General features: G+C 38.3%; 18 protein-coding genes and 1 other annotated feature. Of the genes, 1 reads left to right on the forward strand and 17 read right to left on the reverse strand.

Going from position 1 to position 21,830, the window contains the following annotated elements:
* Nucleotides 1-11 precede the first annotated feature (11 nt).
* From O3793_RS02485 to O3793_RS02535, 11 genes are all read right to left on the reverse strand, one after another.
* Nucleotides 12-308, reverse strand: coding sequence for a YlbG family protein (locus tag O3793_RS02485; protein WP_048712297.1), 297 nt, complete (start codon nt 306-308; stop codon nt 12-14).
* 12 nt (nt 309-320) lie between these two features.
* On the reverse strand, nt 321-1,541 hold the full coding sequence (locus O3793_RS02490) for an FtsW/RodA/SpoVE family cell cycle protein (protein WP_371445360.1): 1,221 nt from the start codon (nt 1,539-1,541) through the stop codon (nt 321-323).
* 12 nt (nt 1,542-1,553) lie between these two features.
* Nucleotides 1,554-1,826: a DUF1507 family protein gene (locus O3793_RS02495; RefSeq protein WP_048784348.1), complete on the reverse strand. Its 273-nt coding sequence runs from the start codon at nt 1,824-1,826 to the stop codon at nt 1,554-1,556.
* Between the two features lie 628 nt (nt 1,827-2,454).
* Nucleotides 2,455-4,650 carry a Tex family protein gene (locus O3793_RS02500; RefSeq protein ID WP_371445362.1) on the reverse strand — a complete coding sequence of 732 codons (2,196 nt, stop codon included), beginning with the start codon at nt 4,648-4,650 and terminating at the stop codon, nt 2,455-2,457.
* Nucleotides 4,651-4,780: 130 nt separating this feature from the next.
* A complete protein-coding gene (locus tag O3793_RS02505) occupies nt 4,781-6,244 on the reverse strand; it encodes an NCS2 family permease (RefSeq protein WP_371445364.1) in 1,464 nt (487 codons plus the stop codon).
* Between the two features lie 223 nt (nt 6,245-6,467).
* Nucleotides 6,468-7,262 (reverse strand): lipoprotein, encoded by a 795-nt coding sequence (locus O3793_RS02510; protein WP_371445366.1) that lies wholly within the window; start codon nt 7,260-7,262, stop codon nt 6,468-6,470.
* 114 nt (nt 7,263-7,376) lie between these two features.
* Nucleotides 7,377-8,231: a MetQ/NlpA family ABC transporter substrate-binding protein gene (locus O3793_RS02515; protein ID WP_371445368.1), complete on the reverse strand. Its 855-nt coding sequence runs from the start codon at nt 8,229-8,231 to the stop codon at nt 7,377-7,379.
* 108 nt (nt 8,232-8,339) lie between these two features.
* Nucleotides 8,340-8,591 (reverse strand) — a binding site (T-box leader).
* Between the two features lie 147 nt (nt 8,592-8,738).
* The gene (locus O3793_RS02520) at nt 8,739-9,689 is read right to left on the reverse strand and encodes a peptidylprolyl isomerase (RefSeq protein WP_371445370.1); all 951 of its coding nucleotides are present in this window, start codon (nt 9,687-9,689) and stop codon (nt 8,739-8,741) included.
* A 179-nt stretch (nt 9,690-9,868) separates the two neighbouring features.
* Entirely contained in the window at nt 9,869-10,660 is a 792-nt protein-coding gene (locus O3793_RS02525; protein ID WP_371445372.1) for a 3D domain-containing protein, read from the reverse strand.
* A 394-nt stretch (nt 10,661-11,054) separates the two neighbouring features.
* The gene (locus tag O3793_RS02530; RefSeq protein WP_371445374.1) at nt 11,055-12,668 is read right to left on the reverse strand and encodes an ABC transporter ATP-binding protein; all 1,614 of its coding nucleotides are present in this window, start codon (nt 12,666-12,668) and stop codon (nt 11,055-11,057) included.
* Between the two features lie 86 nt (nt 12,669-12,754).
* Nucleotides 12,755-13,606 carry a helix-turn-helix domain-containing protein gene (locus tag O3793_RS02535; RefSeq protein ID WP_371445376.1) on the reverse strand — a complete coding sequence of 284 codons (852 nt, stop codon included), beginning with the start codon at nt 13,604-13,606 and terminating at the stop codon, nt 12,755-12,757.
* Between the two features lie 100 nt (nt 13,607-13,706).
* On the opposite strand from O3793_RS02535, the gene O3793_RS02540 reads away from it, so the two are divergent.
* Nucleotides 13,707-13,844: a hypothetical protein gene (locus O3793_RS02540; protein WP_371445378.1), complete on the forward strand. Its 138-nt coding sequence runs from the start codon at nt 13,707-13,709 to the stop codon at nt 13,842-13,844.
* A gap of 72 nt (nt 13,845-13,916) precedes the next feature.
* Here O3793_RS02540 and O3793_RS02545 read toward each other — a convergent pair whose 3' ends face one another.
* The 6 genes from O3793_RS02545 to O3793_RS02570 form a co-directional block, all read right to left on the reverse strand.
* Complete coding sequence (locus O3793_RS02545) at nt 13,917-15,515, reverse strand: ABC transporter ATP-binding protein (RefSeq protein WP_371445380.1); 1,599 nt, start codon at nt 15,513-15,515, stop codon at nt 13,917-13,919.
* 114 nt (nt 15,516-15,629) lie between these two features.
* Nucleotides 15,630-16,691 carry a hypothetical protein gene (locus O3793_RS02550; RefSeq protein WP_371445382.1) on the reverse strand — a complete coding sequence of 354 codons (1,062 nt, stop codon included), beginning with the start codon at nt 16,689-16,691 and terminating at the stop codon, nt 15,630-15,632.
* Entirely contained in the window at nt 16,688-17,878 is a 1,191-nt protein-coding gene (locus O3793_RS02555) for a hypothetical protein (protein WP_371445383.1), read from the reverse strand. Before O3793_RS02555 ends, O3793_RS02550 begins: the two co-directional genes overlap by 4 nt.
* Nucleotides 17,879-17,914: 36 nt before the next feature.
* Nucleotides 17,915-18,799 (reverse strand): ABC transporter ATP-binding protein, encoded by an 885-nt coding sequence (locus tag O3793_RS02560; protein ID WP_371445385.1) that lies wholly within the window; start codon nt 18,797-18,799, stop codon nt 17,915-17,917.
* A 203-nt stretch (nt 18,800-19,002) separates the two neighbouring features.
* Nucleotides 19,003-20,118, reverse strand: coding sequence for a 23S rRNA (adenine(2503)-C(2))-methyltransferase RlmN (gene rlmN, locus O3793_RS02565; protein ID WP_371445386.1), 1,116 nt, complete (start codon nt 20,116-20,118; stop codon nt 19,003-19,005).
* A 15-nt stretch (nt 20,119-20,133) separates the two neighbouring features.
* The gene (locus tag O3793_RS02570) at nt 20,134-21,102 is read right to left on the reverse strand and encodes an asparaginase (protein ID WP_048709921.1); all 969 of its coding nucleotides are present in this window, start codon (nt 21,100-21,102) and stop codon (nt 20,134-20,136) included.
* Nucleotides 21,103-21,830: the final 728 nt, after the last annotated feature.

The raw sequence follows: 21,830 nt of genomic DNA on the forward strand, positions 1-21,830 counted from the left end.
CTTCTTTTTGATTATAGTTCTGCAGCTTTTTTCTCTGCTTTTTCTTTTTCGATTTCCTCACGTAATTCAGGAAGAATCTGCGTGAAATCCATACGAAGTTCTTGTCGCAACGATGGCTCCACTTTACGAACGAAGTGGAATGTCGATAAGCGTTCCATTACGCTTTCGGCTTCATCTTTAGCAACATATAAATAGATGTATTTTAAGCGTTTTGAAATATAGTGAATATTCCCAAACTTCTTCAACTGTTTAATTGGTTTCAATGTATACAACCAAACAACGAGTGCTTGTCTTTCTTGTTGCTCCATTGTTTCTCCCTTCTACATAGCTTTTAATTCGATAATTTTTTCTTCTTCCTCTTCTGGAAGACCTTCTCTTGTTGGTGGCGGCGTTTGTTCGCGACTTTCTTTATCACGTCGGATGGCCCATAGTACTAAACCAATTCCGGCACTGGAAGCAAAGAAGCTCGACCCACCGTAACTGATCAGCGGTAATGGCACCCCTGTTAAAGGCGCTACCCCAACGAGTGCTCCGATATTAATGCCTGATTGAATCAAGAATAAAATCGCCACACCATAACATAAATATTTTCCAAAAAGATTACGACATTTATTTCCTTTATGGATAATCGCGATGATTAAGCCAAAAATCGCAAGAAGGAGAATAAAGATTGTAACAAATCCTAACTCTTCTCCGACAATCGCTAAAATAAAGTCGGTATGGGCTTCTGGTAGGAACCCCGTTTTTTGAACAGAATTCGATAATCCTGTTCCAATCCAACTACCTCTTGATAAACCAAGATACCCTTGAATTGATTGATAACCAGCACCTGCTGGATCACTCCATGGATTATGGAACGATGTAAAACGGCTTAATTGGTACGCCTTTAATCCGAATTTCTCAAAAATCGAAGCGTCTAAATAAGTGAGGCCATATAGTCCAGCAAAGACTACGCCCCAAATCGCTAGTGCGCGGTTCGATACACCGGTCATAAGGCCGAGTAGAACGGCAACTCCAGCAATAATAATGGACGTTCCTAAGTCCGGTTGAAGCATGACCATTCCGATGAAGAAAGCTGTAATTCCAGCAGGAATGAGATAAAATCTCCAATCGCGTTTACTACGTTCGTTCTTACTATAAATATAAGCCGATGTCCAAATCACAAATAGTTTTACTAATTCGGATGGTTGTAAGCTAAAGAGTTTCAAGTTAATCCAACTCTTCGCACCGTTTACACCGGTTGTAAATAATACAATCACTAGCAGGATAAAGATAACTCCTGCGACTCCCATCATGACTTTTTGATTCTTCAAGAATTTCTCAGGAAGAACAGAAATCCCTAGCGCCATCACAATTCCGATGACGATAAAGACAAACTGCTTCACCATGAACGCTTCTGAGTTTCCTTGATTGGCAAGAGCGTAATAACTACTTGCACTATAAATCATGACGAGTCCGAAAATTGAAAGTACCGAATACAACCCCATAATGAGCGGGTCCACATTGAGAAGGTGCTTCATTTTTTCATGAAAGTTTAACACGTCAAGCCTCCTCTAATTTTGGCGCGACTCTTCGTACACTTGCGTATACATGTCGTTTAATGCGTATTCTAAATCAGCCATAATTTTATGGCCTTCGTTCGCGTGAATTAATCCAAGTGAAACTGCGAAATCCACTTGTTTCGATAAACCGAATAATTGTGTATCGATAATTTCTTCGAATGCTGGGCATTTTGCCAAGCAAAGATGTGTTTTTTGTTTTGAAATGAGTTGATAAATTTGGTTGGCATTTTCTGTCAACTGAACTAAAGCAGGATTTTGAGTCATCTCACACTCCCCTTTCTATATTCCATGCTCAAAGCATATACTCTTTTAGTATACTTGCATCCACAAAAAAATACCACTAATGCAAGTGGAATTTACTGAAAATTTAGAGTTCGCTGTGGTGCTCTTTATAAAAGAAATGATTCCGCCTTTCCTAACGGATGTCTTCATAATCACTGTAACGTTGCACCGGTTCGAGCCGTACCGTCTCTCACCTTTAAAGCCTCAAAGGAGGTGTACGGAATGAATTCCTACACCTCCTAATTCGTTTTAATGCGTATCACGTTACTGTGATTATAGAATCCGTTAGTCTTTGCGGAATCATCTTTATGCAGCCACTTATTTTCTACTTTCCACTTAGTTAGTAGTTTTTTGTGTGCACGTAACTAAAAGAGAATGCTACATTTCATCTAGCAAAAGCAGCGCACAAAAAAGCTATTACGGAGTTCTGCACGGAATTTATAGTAGCGATAATAGCGAATGTAACTGATGCGAATAAGGGACTCTAGGAGTCATCCGTAGAGTCACTTTGAGGCTCGATAGGTGATGAGACGCAAGGCTCACACCGGTACAGCTATTGTCGCTACTATAATGAATTCCTGCAGAACGCAGTAATAGCGTCTAACTATTTTTATTTATTTTCCGGTCCAATCATAGAGAGGCCGACACGACCTTTCTTAAGATCAAGCTCCGTCACCCAAACCGTTACGATATCCCCAACTGCAACGACATCACTTGGATGTTTTACGAAGCCTTTTTTCAATTTCGAAATATGCACAAGGCCGTCTTGTTTCACACCGATATCCACGAATGCGCCGAAGTCCACAACGTTACGAACGGTTCCTTCTAGTTCCATTCCCACTTGTAAATCTTCCATCTTCAAGACATCGCTACGTAAGATTGGTCCTGCGACTTCTTCACGTGGGTCACGTCCTGGTTTCAACAATCCATCCAGCACTAATTCCAGCGTTTCTTGTCCGATACCAAATTCTTCTTTCAACTCTTTCGTATTCAATCCTTTAAGAGCTTCTTCCAACTCTGGCGAACCAAGCGCTAATTTTTCAGCATTGGCTTTTTTCAAAATGGCTTTAGCAACATCATAAGACTCTGGGTGAATGTCAGTGCCGTCAAATGGATTCGTTCCATCGATAATTCGTAAGAACCCAACGGCTTGCTCGTAAGCTTTTGGCCCTAAGCGAGGTACTTTCTTCAATTGCGTACGGTTTGTGAATTTACCGTTTTCGTCACGGAAAGTGACTACGTTGGCTGCTGTTGTTTTCGTTAATCCAGCAATGTGCTCTAAGAGAGCGGCACTCGCCGTATTCACGTTTACCCCAACCTTGTTTACGGCTGTTTCAACAACAAAGTCTAACTGCTCATCTAATTGTTTTTCTGGCACATCGTGTTGATATTGTCCAACCCCAACTGCTTTTGGATCGATTTTTACAAGTTCTGCAAGTGGGTCTTGCAAACGACGAGCGATGCTGACTGCAGAACGTTCTTCGACTTGGTAATCTGGAAATTCTTGACGAGCGATATCGCTGGCAGAATACACAGAGGCCCCTGCTTCGCTGACGATAGTATAAACAACCTTACGAGGGATTTGTCGTAATTGTTCCGCCACGAATTGTTCAGACTCACGGCTAGCCGTTCCGTTTCCAATCGCCACAAGTGTCACTCCGTATTGTTCCACGATGCGACGGAATTGTCCGCCTGCTTGAGCGCGTTTGGCTTCTGAAGCTCCTACGTGAGGGTAAATCACAGACTTACCAAGCACTTTTCCCGTTTCATCGATTACCGCTAATTTACATCCTGTACGGTACGCAGGGTCTAGACCTAAGATGACTTGGCCTTTCATTGGCGCTTGTAATAATAAGTTCTTCAAGTTTTCCCCAAAAATCGCAATCGCTTGTGTTTGCGCCTTTTCACTTAATTCATTACGGATTTCGCGTTCAATCGCTGGTCCGATGAATCGCTTGTAGCTTTCTTCAATCGCGCCTTCGACAATCGGTGCAGATGGTGAAGACGGATTTTTGATTTTCTCTTCTTTAATCTTTGTAAGAGGGTTCGTCACGTCGACTTCAATCGTCACACGTACAACGTCTTCTTTTTCTGCACGGTTTAAGGCAAGCACGCGGTGAGGAACGATGGATTTCACTGGCTCCTCGTAGTCATAGTACATTTCGTAGACTTTCTTCTCGTCGAGCTCTTCTTTCTTCACAACAGACTTCACGATACCGTTCTTTTGCGTAAATTGACGCAATTGTTTACGGTATTTTGCTTCATCAGAAATCCATTCAGCGATAATTTCTACAGCGCCGTTAATCGCATCTTCGACCGTTAGAATCGCTTTTTCTTCATTAATAAATGTGGCTGCTTTTTCCTCTACAGAATCCTTCGTCGTCATGAGTAACCATAACGCAAACGGTTCTAGTCCTGCTTCTTTAGCAATCGTTGCCTTCGTGCGACGTTTTTGTTTATACGGACGATAAATATCTTCTAATGCCGTTAAAGTTGTCGCCTTGCTTAATGCAGCCGTAATCTCTGGCGTCAGTTTGCCTTGTTCGTAAATGAGACGGCTAATTTCTTCTTTTCGTTTTTCGAAATTTTCCAAATAACGTTGGCGCTCTTCGATTTCACGGATTTGCACCTCATCTAACGAACCGGTTTGGTCTTTACGATAACGTGCAATAAACGGTACTGTATTCCCATCTTGTAAGAGACCTAATACCGTATCGATTTGTTTTGGTTTATATTGAGTAAGTTCTGCCTTCACAAGCGCTACGGAACGCTCGTAAGCAGTGATTTCAGTTGTTTGTTCTGTCATAGTCAACTCCCTTTCTGTCTCCTCTATCCTATCATGAAATAAAAGGAAAAGCACCTAAGCAAAAATACCTAGGTGCCCTATTACGGCTAAAGTTTAAATAAGTGTGTTCACTATCAGCTGATGTTTACTCTTATAGAAGAGCTAAGATAATGAAGTTAAGGATGAATAATCCTGTAGCGACCCATAAAATTGGGTGAATGTCTTTTGCTTTACCAGTAATCACTTTCACTAAGCAGTAGAAGATGAATCCTGCTGCAATCCCGTAAGAGATACTGTAGCAAAGCGCCATGAAGATGCCGGCAAAGAACGCTGGAATGGCTTCGTCCAATTCGTCCCATTTCACATCTGCGAATGAAGAAAGCATCATCACCCCAACAATGATTAACGCTGGTGCTGTCGCTTCTGCAGGAACGATTCCGACGAATGGTGCTAATAATGTTGATAATAGGAAGAGACCTGCTGTTACGACTGCTGTTAAACCAGTACGTCCACCTGCACCGATTCCGGCTGCACTTTCAACATAGGTTGTAGTGTTCGAAGTACCGAAAATCGCCCCGATTGAAGTCCCGATGGCATCTGCGAATAAGGCTTTGTCCATTTTAGAAGAGAAACCAGATCCGTTTTCAAGTTGACGTTCATCTTCTTCAGAGAAGATTCCTGTTTTACGACCTGTACCGATAAATGTTCCAAGAGTGTCAAATGTATCCGATAAGCTAAATGCGAAAATCGTCATGAACACTAATGGTAAGCGCGCTGGGTCAGAGAAGAGTTTCACGATTCCTTCTGAACCAAAAGCGGCCAAGAATGTTGTGCCTAAGTCGTTGAACGCTGCTCCAAGAGAGTTACTTTCAAAGCTTACTTTTGATAAATCGACAATCCCCATTGGAATCGCTAAAAGTGTTGTTAAAACAATCCCAAGCAAGATAGCTCCACGAACTTTTTTCAATAATAAGACTACAGTAATGACTAAACCAATCACTGCAAGAAGGGCTCCTGGAGATGTGAAGTTTACAAGAGATGGAACGATTCCACCATTTGAATTCACGCTGAACACGCCGCCTTTGTACGCTTCTGTAGCTACATTATACGCAGCACCATTGACTTGAGTGATCGTTTTTGAATCAGAAAGGAATTCTAATAGGTTAGCATTTTTTAAACCGATATATGCGATGAAAATTCCAATCCCGCCCCCGATAGCATGTTGCATACTGACCGGAATGGCTTTAATAATCATCTTCCGAACTTTTGTTACAGTAATAAAAATATTGAATAAACCACAAATGAATACCATTGCTAATGCTTCTTGCCAAGTGAATCCAAGGCCGAATACAACTGTAAATGTAAAGAACGCGTTTAACCCCATCCCTGGTGCTAATGCGTAAGGAACGTTTGCGAAAAGACCCATCACTAATGTGCTGACAACTGTTGCAATAATCGTTGATAAGAAGACTGCTTGGAATGGCATCCCTGTTTTACTAAGAATGTTCGGATTGACAAAAATGATGTATGACATCGCGAAGAATGTCGTTAACCCAGCCAAAAACTCCGTTGAAACGTTCGTGCCGTTCTCTTTCAGTTTAAAAAACTTATCCATTGGAATGATAACTCCTTTTTATTGGTTTATTTGACGACTTAAGTATACTAGAACTATTTTTATTTTACAATATAAACACGTACATTTTAGTTCATTAAATTTATTTTCGTTCGTTTTATTTAACTTTATTTTATTTCAAGATTGTCAGATGAACGATTCTGTTTCTAAACACGAATAATAGCAACAAAAAAGAAGTGACGTTCGCCACTCCTTTTTCTTTTAGTTATTCTTCTATTATTTTGATTCCTTTACGATCTTTTTCCACCGGTGTCATAAAGTCATGATAATCCCCAGGTTCATCCTCTTCTAGCCCTGCTTCTGAGAGCCCTACATAATAAGAACCTTTGACTTCTCCTGCATTTGAACCAAAGAACCCTTCTCTCAAATTTTTTTGAATTCTTACATTCATATACTCCATGGACTCTTTAGCAAGTTCTTGCACCTCAAAACTTACAATCAACTGTGTTTTATTTTTGTTATACTTGTCTTCGTCGTATTTCCCAAAGGAGTAGCTGACTGGCGAAGGCTTTGGGCTTTCGTATTCTGCGAAATCTACAGCATTGAATTGTTCTCGTAAATCTTTAATTTTTTCATCTATCTTTTTCAATTTTTCTCGGGCTTCCTTAGAATTTCCCTCCAACGATACTTTATTACCTTCCTTTCTCAGCGCCTCTAATTGGACTTCCAATTTTTCTCGAAGTTGTTGTTTATGGCGATAGAAATTTCGTTCAAATTGTTTTTGGGCTAGTTCTAAAATTTGTTTTTCATTTTTCCCTCCTAAATCCCCGAGGTCCAAATCCAATCCTGTATAGGCAAGCACGTTTCCTTTTCCATCAAAATGATAGACCGCCGTCACCGTGTTATGTGGATCTAACTCTGTTTTCTCTCCGTGATGCACATCCATCCAAATCCTATCTGACTGCAACGCATATGGTAGAGGGATTTTTTCCTTTTCTCCGCATGCTGCAAGCATAACAGCTACTACCGACAGCAACGCTAGTTTTATCCATGTCTTCATTGTTCTTCCTCCAACGTTCGAACTTTCACTTTCATTATACTACACGCAATCAGAATCTGCTCCTATTCCAAACAAAAACGCCAGAGCACCATTGTACTCTGACGTCTAAAGGGATTATTTATCTGAATTCCACACTGGGAAGTATTGTCCTGGTGCGATTTCATCCATTTTTTTCGCTACATCGTCTGATTGATATAATTCAACGATTTTTTTGTATGTTGGGTTGTCAGCATCTGCTGCTTTAACAACAATGATGTTATAACGATCTTTAGGAATTGTATCTAAGTGGTTTGCATCTGAGAAGATGTTGTCTTCGATTTTCAAACCAGCATCTTGAGCCATAGAACCATTGATGGAAGCTGCGTCAACGTCTTGTAATAGGCGTGGTGCTTGTGCTGATTCTGCTTCAATGATTTCTAAGTTACGAGGGTTGCTTGTGATGTCCGCTAATGAAGCTTTTGTTCCAACGCCTTCTTTTAATGTAATTAATCCTTCTGTTTCTAATGCTACTAAAGCACGACCTTGAATCGCTACTTCTTTTGGTACTAATACTTTTGCATTTTCTGGTAAATCTTTTAATGATTTATATTTTGTTGAGAAATAATATAATGGCACGATAAATGTTGTTCCGATTTCTTTTAAATCAGTCCCTTTATCTTTATTCCATTGTGCTAAGTAGGCACGGTGTTGGAATGCGTTCATTTGAACAGAACCTTCTTCAAGCGCTGTATTTGGTAATACGTAGTCGTTCATTTCTACAACTTCGATGTTGATGTTTTCTTTTTTCGCTTTTTCAGCTACGTAATCCCAGATTTCGTGTGCTGCGCTACCTACTACGGCAACTTTAACTGTTTGCGCTGGCGCTTCAGTTGCTTTTGAAGCCTCACTAGATTGTTGTGAACTTTGGTTTCCGCACGCTGCTAAAGTGATTGCTGCAACGGCTGTTAAAAATAAGTGTTTAATTTTCATTTTGTTTTTCCTCCGATTTTAAAAAATTGTTGTGTTGGTTGTAAATTGATTTGAAACATTCCTCCTTAAACTGTCGAACACAATAAAAAAATCCTTTGCCCAAATAGGACAAAGGACGATCATTTCAAAAATACCGTGTTACCACCTTTATTCGTTTATCCATCACTAGATAAACCTCACCCGATTCCACGTCTCTGCGTTGAAATCGTACCGCTATAACGGGCGCCCCGTACTTCCCTTACAACTGCTCAGAAAGTCCGCTCAATGGCCATCTTCCTCATTTCGTCACTACTTAGTTCCACCAACCCTAAGCTCTCTACTCAGTGCCCCGATGAGTACTCTCCATCTCTATGCGTTATGTATTCCATTATACGCCCATTCTTTTCGATGTCAACAAAACTCTTCTATTTATAGACATTTGTTTTCGAAATAGAAACAAAACCACCAAACTGACTCTAGCATAAAGAAAACCTCCACACGAAAGTTTGTGCAGAGGTTAAAACAGTCTTATTTAGCAGCAGTTGTTGTTGTTTCTGTATCAGCTGCTTGTAAGAAATTCTTCAAAGCGTTTTGTAAGCTTTCATCTGTGATTTTCACGTCAGCAGCTTTCACTAAATCTACCATTGTTTGGTGTAAGTATGCAGAATCTTTTAATTTCGCATCTAACATTTCTTTTTCCATTTGTTCTTTCATTTCATCAAATGGTTTCTTCTCTTCTTTAGATACTAACTTAATGATGTGGTATCCAAATTGAGTTTGAACCGGAGTTTCAGTGATATCTCCAGCGTTCTTCAAGTCATAAGCTGCTGTTGAGAATTCAGTTACCATGTCTGAACGTTTGAATGGTCCAATTTGACCACCTTTTGCAGCAGTACCAGTATCTGCAGAGTTTGCTTTAGCTAATTCCGCAAAGTCAGCACCATCTTTTAATTGTTGGATTAATTCTTCTGCTTTTGTTTTAGCAGCTGCTTTTTCTTCGTCAGATGCATCAGATTTAGCAGCAATTAAGATATGTTGAACTGTAATTTGTGGTTCCCACGCATCATAGTATGCTTTGATGTCTTCTTCTGAGAAGTTCGCAGCTTTTTTAACCGCTTCTGTCATTAATTTGTTTAAGTAAAGTGTTTGACGATATGCGTCTACAGAAGTGATTCCGCTTTGTTGTAAAGCCGCTAATAATTTAGGTTCGCCACCGTATTGAGCTACTAATTTAGCTACTTCTTCATCTGCAGCTGTTTTAAGAGATTTTGCATCCTCAATAGATCCTTCTAATACTTTCGTTAATACTAAACGTTGTAATGTTTGTTCTCCAACAGAATCTTTCATTGCTGTCACAAATTCATCTTTTGTAACGTTACCGTATTTAGTAGTTGCAACGTTTTCTGCTGAGCCATTTGAGCAAGCCGCTAATGCTAAAGTTGATGCAAGCGCTAATGCTCCTACGAATTTTTTCTTCATAAAATTCCCTCTCCAATCGGTTTTCTTTTTAATCGATGTTATTAATATACCACAGTTTTAAGCACTTGCCTATTTTTCTAGCATTCTCTTACCTTTTCTTAACTTTCTGAAAACAAAAAAGAGCCAGGACGAATGCCTGACTCTTCGTTAAGTTAAGTTTAGTTCAAAAAATAGTGTGATTATTGTAATACACGAATTGTGATTGTACGACGTCCGAAGTTATAAACGTCTGATAAGTTTACTAAGTGAACGTCAATTCTATTTCCGTAGATTGCGCCACCTGTATCTGCAGCACGGAATACTCCATAACCTGGAATTTCAACATATGATCCTAATGGAATAACGCTTGGGTCAACCGCAATCACGTTTGGTTCACTAACAAGGTTTGTTCCATCAGCTGTGTAGTTTGATAAACCAGCTTCGTTATATGAGTACGCTGTTGCTTCAACTGTTAAGTAGTAACCACCTTGGCTTGATGAAGCTGCAGCAGCTTGAGTTGTTTGAGTTGCCTCTGTTGCTTGAGCAGCTTGAGTAGTTTCTGCTGCTTGTGTAGTTTCTGCTGCTTGTGTTGTCGCTTCAGTTGTTTCTACTTCTTTCACTTCGTTGTTGTTTTGAACACGGTATGAGTGTTGTTCTGTTCCGTTATCAACGGTTACTTCTTTTTGGTCCGCTGAGAAACGTAACACTGTACCTGGGTAAATAAGGTTTGCATCTTGAATTTCGTTCACTTGAACTAATGTATCTAATGATGCACCAGTTGCTTCAGAAATTACTGATAATGTGTCTCCCCATTTAATTGTGTACTCTTGTACACCTTTATCGTCTGTTTTAACATCTTGTTTTACTTGTTCTACAGTACGTGCTGTCCATTCTACTTCGTTTGCACTTGCTGTTGTTGCTGAAAATCCTGCAAAACTAAATAAAGCAAGTGATGCTGTCACCATCATGAATTGTTTCTTGATTGGTTTCATATTTTCCTTTCCGATTTCCGACTTTTTCTAAAGTCAAAAACCTCGTTCGCTTGGATTTTTTGGGTTGCGAACTTAATTGATGCTAATTATTTTAGCACAGGAAAAACTCAAAATGTTGATTTTATGCGGTTTGTTAAGGTCACTTAATTTTTTTGACTTTTTCTGATGTTATTATGACAAAAAGATGACAAGAACATATGTTTTCGTAACATTTGACACCATTCTGTAACACGTTCGTAGAATTTTCTTACATTCTCGGTCATACTTTCTTCATTTATTACACTGTTTTTCGTTCCTTTTTGAGGCAAAAACCTATCAAATCGCACTTTTTCATGCATTCGACACATCAAAAAAGACCTCCCTATTCGTCCATAGGAAGGTCACTAAACATTCGTTAAGCTGTTTGATTTAATTCACTCATTTGAATCGTTTGATTGATATTTTCTTTTAATGCTTCAGGAAGATGGTGCGTTACCCATAGCACTGTCACGCTCTTATCTTCTAAGATTGGTCTCAACACCTCAATGGTTGTCTTTTCGTCTAAGTTGGAGCTAACTTCATCCAGCAAGAAGACTTTTGGTTGTTTCATCAACCCGCGTGCAAAGGCAATGCGTTGCAACTGACCGCCGGATAGATCTGTATTTTTGTCTCCGATAACTGTATCCAACTGATTCGGTAATGCCAGAACCGTATCTTTTAATCCAACTCGTTCTAAGACTGTAAAGAGCTTCTCATCCTCAACGGGCTTATCGAAACATAAATTCTCACGAATAGTCGCACTAAAGAGATGAGGTTTCTGGCTAATATAACAAATTTTTTCGTACAAGATTTCAGGCGATGCAGAACTCACATTAATTCCATCTACAATAATTTCACCATTATAACCACTTAATTTGCCACTGATTAGATTCATTAATGTCGATTTACCACTACCACTTTCACCTAATAAAACATATTTTTTATTTTCGGTAACGGTTAATGATATATCGTGTAGGATAGGCTGGCTCTGATACGAAAACGAAAGATTTTTAATCGAAATAATTGTTCCTTGTTTCTCTTTTGAATTAGAAGACTCTTTTACTTCTGCTTCCTTTAATTCCTTGAAACGATTTAACAACGGCTCTGTACTTTGAATCATAGCAACGTATTGACTAATATTGGCTATCATATTGAAAATGGTTGAAGCTAAGGCCGTTGTAGTCACAATGCTACCTACACTCATTTCTGATTGCAAGATTAGATATCCTGTTAGCAGAAAAATAGACACTTGACTTATCACATTTCCTACTCCACCAGCAATTGCCACTTTTGCTAGAGTCTGGCTATAGCGGCAATGAGTGTCTCCTAACTGAGTGGATTGATTATTGATTTTTTCCAAGAAATAATTGAACTTTCTAAAAACAAATAAGGTTTCATATCCACTAAGCAAATCTGAAACTGTTTTTGAAAATTCTTCATTCGATATTGCTACTTCTTCTGTTTTGCTAGATAGCTCTTTCATAAACAACTTTGGTAAGTAGGAGAGACAAACAATCAAGACTAATGTGGCTACAATAAGTGACCAATGAAAACACGCCAACGCAATCATCGATAATACTACAGAAATCATCCCTGCGATAAATTCTAACCCAATGGAGATTCCTTTTTTCTCAATTTGATCGATATCACTGGTAAACCAAGAAATATATTTCTGGCTATTTTTACTATAAAAATCCTCATAACTCGTTTTAGAAATAGCTAACGCAATTCGGTTTCGTAAATACGTGGCAATTCTCTGTGTAACAAATGCCTTGTAACGAATCATTCCATATTGAAATAACAAGAAGAATACAAATATCGTAATTAATATAAGGCCATTTTGAAAAAAATGTTCAAAATCAGATTGTACTAAATTATTAACTAATTTTGTATTCATTAAATTGGTCGACAAGTTCAATCCTTCTATAATTATATATAAGAATAAACAAGCTATAATTTCTTTTTTGAATTTTCGTGCAATCTCAACCATTATTCTTCTCCATTCAAATAGATTCGTTCGAACAAATTCAGTATAATTCTCTCATCACTTTTGTCATAAAAAGTAATCATATCGTGTTACTTGTGATTTAACTGTTCAGATAAAAATTGTCGATATAGCTTTCCTTTATGATTTTCTTCAAAATCATAGAAGAATTGAATAGATTTAAGGCATAACTTTTCTCCATCCGCTTTTTGATTTCGCTGAATCATTAATATCCCTTTGAAAAATTGTGCAGACATTTTTTCCGAATAAAACCCTTCTCTATTTAATAATTGCTCAATTTCTTTTAAAATATCATCCCCATATTTAGAGCCTAGAAGAATATCTTTCAATAAAATATTTAATAATAATTTCGATGCAATTTCGATATATCTTCTTTCTGAAGAAAAGTGATTCTTTTTCTTTCTCAACAAATGAACAAATTGATGGTTTTCTTCGGGAGAAAAGAATATTGTGAAATTCCCAAAAAGCTCAATTTCATATAAACCCCAATTCTCAATATCGAATAAGTAGTTTAAAATCTGACGTTTTGATATTTTCGATAACATTTGTCCGTCCATCTCTGCAAGAAATGCTTCCATAAGAATTTTGTTATGTAAATGCCTTATATTCTTATTTTTTTCGAACGCCTCTTCTTCGCGTTTTTTTAATACTTCCCATAAATAAGCATCATTTTCTTTTTTTGCTTTGATGACTTCATTCAAAAATTCTTTCTGACTATTCTCTCCTTGAAACAACTCCTCAAACTCACTAAAATAAATATTCATTCGTTCTAGTAATCGAAGGAATGTTGAATCATTAACTTGACTTTCCCCTCTTTCATATCGAGATAAAAAATTCTTCGATAGAATACCTTCTGCAAGTTGCGATTGTGTAAGATTCTTAGACAATCGTAATTTCTTAATGAAATACCCATTATTTTCCATTTCTATTCTGCCTCATTCCAACAATACTGTGATTTATATCTATTATAAATTCCAAAAAGTTACAATTCAATATAAGGAATATGAAAGGAGGAAGTTTCTGATGCGAAAATTTTTGGTCGCAACTATAATTATTACTGGGGTTATAATGGCAGTAATTGCTTCAAATGCCCTAAAGCATAATGTCGCTTTGAACTCATATGAATTATTTGAAATTATCAATGTTCGCGGGGGAGATTAACTTTCCATAAAGCAAGCAAAAAAAGAGACTTCTACAGTTCGTAGAAAGTCTCTTTTTAGTTTTAGTAGATGCTTATAATTCACTCATTTGAATCGTTTGATCGATATTTTCTTTCAATGCTTCGGGAAGATGGTGCGTTACCCATAGAACGGTCACGCTTTTATCTTCTAAGATTGGTTTCAACACCTCAATGGTTGTCTTTTCATCTAAATTGGAGCTGACTTCATCGAGCAAGAAGACTTTTGGTTGTTTCATCAATCCACGTGCAAAGGCAATGCGTTGCAACTGCCCGCCAGATAGATTTGAATCACCATCGCCTAAGACCGTATCTAATCCCTGCGGCAAGTTTCGTACAATTGTCGCGAGGCCCACTTTTTCAAGAGACGCCCACACTTCTTCATCCGTATACGTTTCAGTGAGCGTTACGTTTTCGCGAATCGTTGTCGTGAAGATATGTGGTTTTTGAGCGATATAGACCATTTGACGATATAACTCATTATAGGATTGTTTCTTCACATCGACTCCAGCGAATTTCACTTTTCCTAAATACTCCGTTAATTTAGCAGCGATAATATTTAACAGCGTTGATTTCCCTGTTCCACTTTCGCCAGTAATCGCGTATTTTTGTCCTTCATTAAATCCAAGAGACACATGATTTAAAATCACTTTTTCTCCGTAGTTAAATGAAACATCCTTCACTTCAATAAGAGTGAGCGGTTCCTCTTCTGGTGCTTCCTCTACAAGGGTTGCTGGTTCTAATTGCTCATATTTGTTAAATAATGAGTCAGCACTCTTAATCGATCCAATCTTTTGACTAATATTTCCAAGCACGTTGAAGATGGTACTACTTAATGCCATTGCTGCTAGAATACTCCCGATACTCACTTCGCCAATATAAGCTAAGTATCCCGTTAAGATGAATACTGAAATTTGGCTAAAGACATTCCCAATCCCACCACTAACGGCAACTTTGGCCATCGACTTACTAAAATCGCGATGCGTATCTCCTACTTCAACCGATTTTTCATGAATTTTTTCTTTTAAATACGCTAGCTTCCGAAAAACAAATAGGGTATCATATCCGCTCAATAAATCCGAAATGGATTTTGAGAATTTTTCATTGGCTTCTGACACTTTGATGGTTTTTTCTGTCAGTTCTGCTGAGAATAAAGCCGGCAACACGGCCATGATGACAATACAGATAGCCGCTAGTAAAACGATAGACCAATGATACATAAACAATGCTACCGCAGAAATGACCGCAGAAATAATTCCTCCAATAACTTCAAAGGTTGGATTAATCGCATTCCCTTTAATCTGTTCCAAGTCACTTGTAAACCACGAGATGTACGTTTGACTATTCTTTTCATAAAAGCGTCCATAAGACGTCGCTTCAATAGAATGACTAATACGGTCCCTTAACCATGTCGCTACCTTTTGATTAAAGTAGGCTTGATAGCGAATCAGCATATAGGTAAACAATAAATAAAATGCAAAAATAACAACTAAACAAATAGCCTTATAAAAGAAATTATGAATATCCATGTTCACTAAAGTATCTAAAGTCTGCGCATTCACGATACTGGATACAAGCTCTGCACCTGCAATAAGGGTGAGCAACGTAATCATGATGAACACTTCTTTTTTAAATTTCTGAAAAACAACCTTCATATATACTCGCTCCACTTCAAAATCTGACTATGCTCATAGTGTAACACTGTCTTAATCCAATGTATATAGGACTTTTGGCGGAAAACAAAAGAAAAGTGAGAATTTTTCAAATTCTCACTTCCTTACAATTTTTAGTCTTATGCCAATGAACACAATGGAGAAGACCACTCCTACAAAAGCTCCTATCACAAGCGGGACTCCCTGCTGTAGAGCTGGTAACACACTAATCGATAAAATAGACCCTAACGAATACCCTCCAATACTCAAATATCCGAGGATAAAGAGGGCAATTGCCGATACCATCGTATCTTTAATTAAGAAAAAGAGTAGCATCTGTGCAATGAACAATCCAATAATTGCTAACAATGGATATCCAATCGCTATCAGGATTCCTTGAGTTGCTGAAATAAAGATTGTTTCCCCATTAGTCACATACGATACAGGAAACAGAAAAATATTCTCTTGAATTAGGATTCCATATGCCACTACAGGCAGAATCACCAGCAGACTAGGAAAAACATAAAAGTATTTCAAAGAATAAACCGTTTCTGTCAATAATTCTTCTTTATTAGAAATCGGCACTACTTCTAGTAGCGTTCGGTGTCGTTGTTTTCTTTCTAAATATCCCCCAACTTGTACAAGGAAAAGGAAAACAAGGATTCCGTAACCAAGAAGTTGGAAAATCGTCTGTATAAAATCACCATACTGGTAATAGGTTTGGTAGGATATCTCTTTTCCAACTAAATAATGGAATAATTGGAGTTTAGCTTTAATTTGCATAGGACTCTCTAACGAATCCGTCCATTCATGTGACCCACGTCCTAGAAGAGACTCAACCAATTCCAACCGCTTTTCATAAATCGGAATCAAGCGTTCCGTTTTCCCCTTCACTGTATAAATCCCATTTTCTTGTGCATAGGTTTGGTAAAGCGCCTGGAAAGTAGTATTCATCTCTTTCTTTGTATCTTCATCAATCGTCACTTGATTCTCAAACGAATCTTTCAGATCATCTATCTGAGCAAATTGTCGTTCAATCACATCTCTTAAGGCCGGTTTTCCTGTAACGTGATGATATCCCATGACAAGCGCCGCAACTACTAAAATAATAAGCGGTATCTTATAGAAAAATCCTCTTTTCTTTAAATGCATTCTATCTAATTGAACCCATCTACTCATACCGAACCTCCTCGTCTCTGACGCTCTTGCCAGCATGAAGTTCCAACTGTGAATAAGAAGAATACGAACGCTCCTACAAGTAAACTGGCACATCCGTTTGAAATCGTAAACGTACCCGCCGCGTAAAAATCATCTTTCATTCCTTGGATTACAGAGCCAAAGTTCACATAGTACAGTGGCAACTTGTCTGCAAAAGAAGGATAAATCTTCATGGAACGGAGGATAGGTTCTGCCCAAATAACCATCAACCCTACGATGAACCCTACCATCTTATTTCTACTCAACTGATTACACCATGCGACAAGATTGATTAAGAATAGGAGCACACACGCTGCAAAGAGTAACGCGAGTCCTATAAATTGTAACGGAAGCATGAGGGCCTCCTCTTCCCCACGAAATACAACAAACGGCGTAGTGAGGTTGTCCCAGCCAAAAGATAAACTCTGTACTAGAAAAACACCAAACAACACAAGAATTACTAGGGCCATATTTACCAACCAGTAACTACTGATTTTTTGTAATAAATATTTCCACTGACGAATCGGCTTCACAGCTAACATACTACGATGCTTCCAATCGTCTAAAAGTATAGGACTGATAAATAGTAGCAAGATTGAAAATAGAACTGGTAACCAATACACCATCGGTTCATTATATTTTGTCCATTCCATCCAAAAAATTCGATTGATCATTTGTAAAATATCGTCTAATTGATAACTCCCCTGCGCCTCTAAAGAACGAAACTCCATTAAATATTGTTTAACATTCTTATACTCTAACTGTTCCTGCTTACTAGGATTAAATCCAATTGTATTATAAATCGGAAGGGGCGATTGTTCTTTATCTCTTAATTCAAGTCGCAACTCCCAAAAATGAATCTGTTCTTGTATATAAGTTTTATAATCTTGGTTTTGAAACGCTGTTACTGAACGATGATAAGCAACAGAATCCTCTAACCATTTTTCCTCTGTTTCTGTTAAACTTCTGTTCTTCGCTTCCTCTTCATATTCATTGATGAGTATCAAATGAATTTTATCTCCTTGATTTAAAGAGCTATTCAAAAGTTCATTGAGAGAAGATTTTTGTTGAAAATTCATCACAAGAAAAACAACCATTAGCAATATACAACCGATGAACTGAATTTTCATTAATCGATTTCGAACAATCAACAGTAATTGTGTTTTCATGCTATCTTCTCCTCTCTTTTTTAACTTTCGATTGTACTATCCGTACAGTTCTTTATAAAGTGCGTAGCAACCTTTTGATCCAATCTTAATTTCACTACATTGATGGATGTTTTCTAGTATCCAATTCCATTTTTCTTTTGGAAGCTCACCATCCGTAAGGTGAATGCTAAGCTGTCTTCCTTCAGGATTCACCATGTCTACTTCTCTTGAAAATTGCTCTACAAACTTTTCGAAATGCTCTTCGGAAATAAAGGTCAATTGTAGTGTATCAACGTCTTCTTTTTGCGGTGAATATTCCAATGCGATTCTTTTCTCTTTCATAAAATAAATCTTGTCGGCAATCGAATCAAGATTGTTCAGTAAATGAGAGGCCATCACGATTGTTTTTCCTTCATTTCGTAACTGTCTCAACACTTTAGAAATCAATTCCACATTATCCGGATCTAACCCGTTCATCACTTCATCCACAAGCATATAGTCTGCTTTTGTAACCAGCACTAATGCAAAACAAAGACGTTGCCGCATCCCTAGTGAATACCCACCCACTTTTTGATGAATATAGTCTCCCATTTTTAACTGCTCGACCACGGCTTGAACAGTTCCAGAAGCTACTTTCCACATCGAAGCATAGAAATTCAAATGCTCGATTCCATTTAATTCATCGTATAATTCAGATTGATCAGGCATTTTCACGATATGCTGTCTCATAAATAATGTATCAGTCGTATAATTCTTTCCGTGATAACTCACCGAAATACCGTTATTTCTTAAGTGGCCAGATAGTATTTGGATAAGCGTAGATTTTCCTACACCATTTGGTGCTACTAGTCCAATAATTTGAGATGATGGAAGCTCTAAGTCAATCTGATTTAGAATCTCTTTTTTTCCATATGAAAAATTCTGAATATGAACTTCTAACATTCGTTCGACTCCTTCCCGTAGTTGTATCTTAATTTAACCGTTTTTGTTACCGATTCCTTTATTAATATTATAGCAAATTTTCTTTTAGAAAATAGAGTTCTTTTGTAGATTTCATTCAAAATCCTATAAAAATATCGACTTTTGTTAGATTTTTGCACACAAAAAACCACACCTCTATTCTGAAGTGTGGTAGATCTATTTTATTATGCTTTTGTTTTTTCAGCACGGTCACGTTTCATTTGGCTTGAACGTAATTGTCCGCAGGCTGCTTCGATATCATGTCCGAATTCTTTACGAACGACACAGTTGATGTGGTTTTTCTTCAACACATCGTAGAAGGCTACTACGCGTTCTTTTCCACTACGTTCGTATTGGTCATGTTCACGAACTTTGTTATATGGAATTAAGTTGACATATGAAAGACGTTTCTTATCCGCAAGAAGGTCGGCCAATTGTTGCGCCTGTTCCACAGAGTCATTCACGTGATCAAGCATGATGTACTCGAAGGTTACACGACGATTGGTTTTAGCGATATATTCATTGATTGCATCCATCACGACTTCGATTGGATATTTACGGTTGATACGCATGATACGAGAACGTGTATCGTTATCTGGCGCATGGAGTGACAATGCAAGGTTGACTTGTAGTCCTTCGTCTGCGAACTCGCGAATCTTTGGAGCCAAACCACTTGTAGATACAGTGATATGACGAGCCCCGATTCCAAGACCTTTATCAGAGTTGACCACTTTCAAGAATTTAATCACGTTATCATAGTTATCGAATGGTTCCCCAATCCCCATGACTACGATATGGCTGACACGGTCCCCAGGAGACACTTCGTCTAAAGTACGTTGCACGTGCATGACTTGCGCTACGATTTCCCCAGCAACAAGGTCACGTTGTTTTGCGATAATTCCGCTGGCACAGAAAGTACATCCAATATTACATCCCACTTGTGTCGTTACACAGATGGATAAGCCGTATTCTTGTGGCATTAATACCGTTTCGATTAAGAGGCCGTCTGCTAATTCAAAGAGGAATTTACGTGTTCCGTCTGTTGATTGTTGTTTGATACGTTCATTTAACACTGGGAATGTGAACTCTTCTTGTAACTGTTCAATCAGTGATTTTGGCAAGTTTGTCATTTCTTCAAAACTAGTCACACGTTTGCGGTAAAGCCAGTCCCATAATTGTCCTGCTCTGAATTTCTTTTCGCCTTTTGCTTCAAACCAAGCTGTTAGCTCTTCTAGTGGCATGCCATAAATAATCGGTTTTCCTTCATATTGTCGAACCACTCGTCCAATTTTTCTAACCATATCTATTCCTCTTTCCTATACTTGAAATGCTCTAATGATTGTTTCTCTGTTTGCATGAGCGCTTAATAACACCGATAATTTCACACGAGCCTTTTGTCCGCTAAGCCCTGTTGTGAAAATCACTCCTGCTTCATGAAGCTGTTTGCCTCCACCAAGATAATTATATACATCATAGGTAACACCGTTAAATGCACGGGATACAAGCACGACTGGAATTCCTTTATCCAAGCAACGTTGTAACCCAGGAAGCGTCGTTGGCGGTAAGTTACCTGCTCCAAGAGCTTCGATGACTAATCCATTCGCATCCGAATCAGCAATGGCATCAAATAACATCGAATCCATTCCAGCATATGCTTTTAATAAGTATACCTTGTCCACGAGTTCTTGAATCGGATAGTATTCATGATGTAAGAATTTTTGGAAGTAAATCACTTCACTCTTTGATACTAATCCAAGCGGCCCAAAAGTTGGTGTTTGGAAAGTCGCTACGTTCGTTGTATGTGTCTTTGTCACATACGTTGCCGCATGGACTTCATCGTTCATCACGACAAGAACGCCTTTATCTACACTCTCTGGACTCGTTACCGTAATAATGGCACTGCGTAAGTTCGCTAACCCGTCCGCTCCGATTTCATTGCTTGAACGCATCGCTCCCGTTAAAACGATCGGGAATTTTCCATCTGTTGTTAACTCTAGGAAATACGCTGTTTCTTCTAATGTATCGGTACCGTGAGTCACCACCGCTCCGTCAAAACCTTCTTGTTGCGCTTTTAGGATTCGCTTTTGAACTTCCCACATTTTTTCCTCCGTCATATGTGGAGACGGAAGGTTAAATAGATCCTCTACGACGACACTTGCGATTGGGGCAAAAATTGTGTCGGAGTTTGTTAATGGGTTGGTGCTTGTTGGGGTTACGTTACCGGTTGAGCGGTCTTCACTCATTGCAATCGTACCACCGGTGTTTATGACGATAATTTTCTTCATGGCGCTACTACTTTCTTTCATTTTCTCTTTACATAGGATACCACAAAATAGCAAAAAGTGCCGAAGTATTTGTAAGTAAATACGCACTTTTCTTTTTCGGGTTTCTTCATAGTAACGGTAATGGGGTACCGGTTCGAGCCCCTTGGGCTCTCTCCTTTAAAGCCTCAAAGCAGGAGTAAGAAATAAATTTCCAACTCCTGCTAAGCACAGTGGTTGAATGGTATGAGCTGCACTGTAAACAGCTTGCTCATCCCTATTCAACTTTGTGGGGGAAAGAAAACGAAACATCCTAGATACAATAATGTATCTAGGGTGTTTCTGTCTTTCTCCCTCGCATTTAATACTATTCCCCATTACTATTACTATAGAACTCGAAAAAATGTGCGTATTTACTTTCTACTTTTATAAAAAAATGAAAAAAAGTGTTGCGCCACTCATTTTGACGGAACCTGTGCAAGGTGTTAGAAAGTGCATCCTACCGGGGTTTCTTAGACTTTTCGGCAATTTGAAGTTGGGCGTGACTGAAAAATTTTTTCTGATTTTTTCTCAGAATTTTTACTGTACTATTCCGAATTTGTGCAATCGACCTAAAACGGGAATGTTGAATAGCCGCTAAAAACCGCATCATTTCAACGTTTATATTTTACTTTTAATTTTAAAATTTGAAATGTAACATATATGCTACAGTTTTATTTTTTGCATCTTCAACAAAAAAACCGCAGCCTTAT

Origin of the sequence: Granulicatella sp. 20925_1_28, from assembly GCF_041433575.1 — a bacterium.
Taxonomy (GTDB): domain Bacteria; phylum Bacillota; class Bacilli; order Lactobacillales; family Aerococcaceae; genus Granulicatella.

Bases quoted from the DNA above. Each gene is read 5' to 3' on its own strand.
- O3793_RS02510 (WP_371445366.1), bottom strand. From the start codon at position 7,262: ATGAAGACATGGATAAAACTAGCGTTGCTGTCGGTAGTAGCTGTTATG.
- O3793_RS02550 (WP_371445382.1), bottom strand. From the start codon at position 16,691: ATGAGTAGATGGGTTCAATTAGATAGAATGCATTTAAAGAAAAGAGGA.
- O3793_RS02555 (WP_371445383.1), bottom strand. From the start codon at position 17,878: ATGAAAACACAATTACTGTTGATTGTTCGAAATCGATTAATGAAAATT.
- O3793_RS02570 (WP_048709921.1), bottom strand. From the start codon at position 21,102: ATGAAGAAAATTATCGTCATAAACACCGGTGGTACGATTGCAATGAGT.
- O3793_RS02560 (WP_371445385.1), bottom strand. From the start codon at position 18,799: ATGTTAGAAGTTCATATTCAGAATTTTTCATATGGAAAAAAAGAGATT.
- rlmN (WP_371445386.1), bottom strand. From the start codon at position 20,118: ATGGTTAGAAAAATTGGACGAGTGGTTCGACAATATGAAGGAAAACCG.
- O3793_RS02540 (WP_371445378.1), top strand. From the start codon at position 13,707: ATGCGAAAATTTTTGGTCGCAACTATAATTATTACTGGGGTTATAATG.
- O3793_RS02530 (WP_371445374.1), bottom strand. From the start codon at position 12,668: ATGGTTGAGATTGCACGAAAATTCAAAAAAGAAATTATAGCTTGTTTA.
- O3793_RS02495 (WP_048784348.1), bottom strand. From the start codon at position 1,826: ATGACTCAAAATCCTGCTTTAGTTCAGTTGACAGAAAATGCCAACCAA.
- O3793_RS02545 (WP_371445380.1), bottom strand. From the start codon at position 15,515: ATGAAGGTTGTTTTTCAGAAATTTAAAAAAGAAGTGTTCATCATGATT.
- O3793_RS02485 (WP_048712297.1), bottom strand. From the start codon at position 308: ATGGAGCAACAAGAAAGACAAGCACTCGTTGTTTGGTTGTATACATTG.
- O3793_RS02535 (WP_371445376.1), bottom strand. From the start codon at position 13,606: ATGGAAAATAATGGGTATTTCATTAAGAAATTACGATTGTCTAAGAAT.
- O3793_RS02500 (WP_371445362.1), bottom strand. From the start codon at position 4,650: ATGACAGAACAAACAACTGAAATCACTGCTTACGAGCGTTCCGTAGCG.
- O3793_RS02505 (WP_371445364.1), bottom strand. From the start codon at position 6,244: ATGGATAAGTTTTTTAAACTGAAAGAGAACGGCACGAACGTTTCAACG.
- O3793_RS02515 (WP_371445368.1), bottom strand. From the start codon at position 8,231: ATGAAAATTAAACACTTATTTTTAACAGCCGTTGCAGCAATCACTTTA.
- O3793_RS02525 (WP_371445372.1), bottom strand. From the start codon at position 10,660: ATGAAACCAATCAAGAAACAATTCATGATGGTGACAGCATCACTTGCT.
- O3793_RS02520 (WP_371445370.1), bottom strand. From the start codon at position 9,689: ATGAAGAAAAAATTCGTAGGAGCATTAGCGCTTGCATCAACTTTAGCA.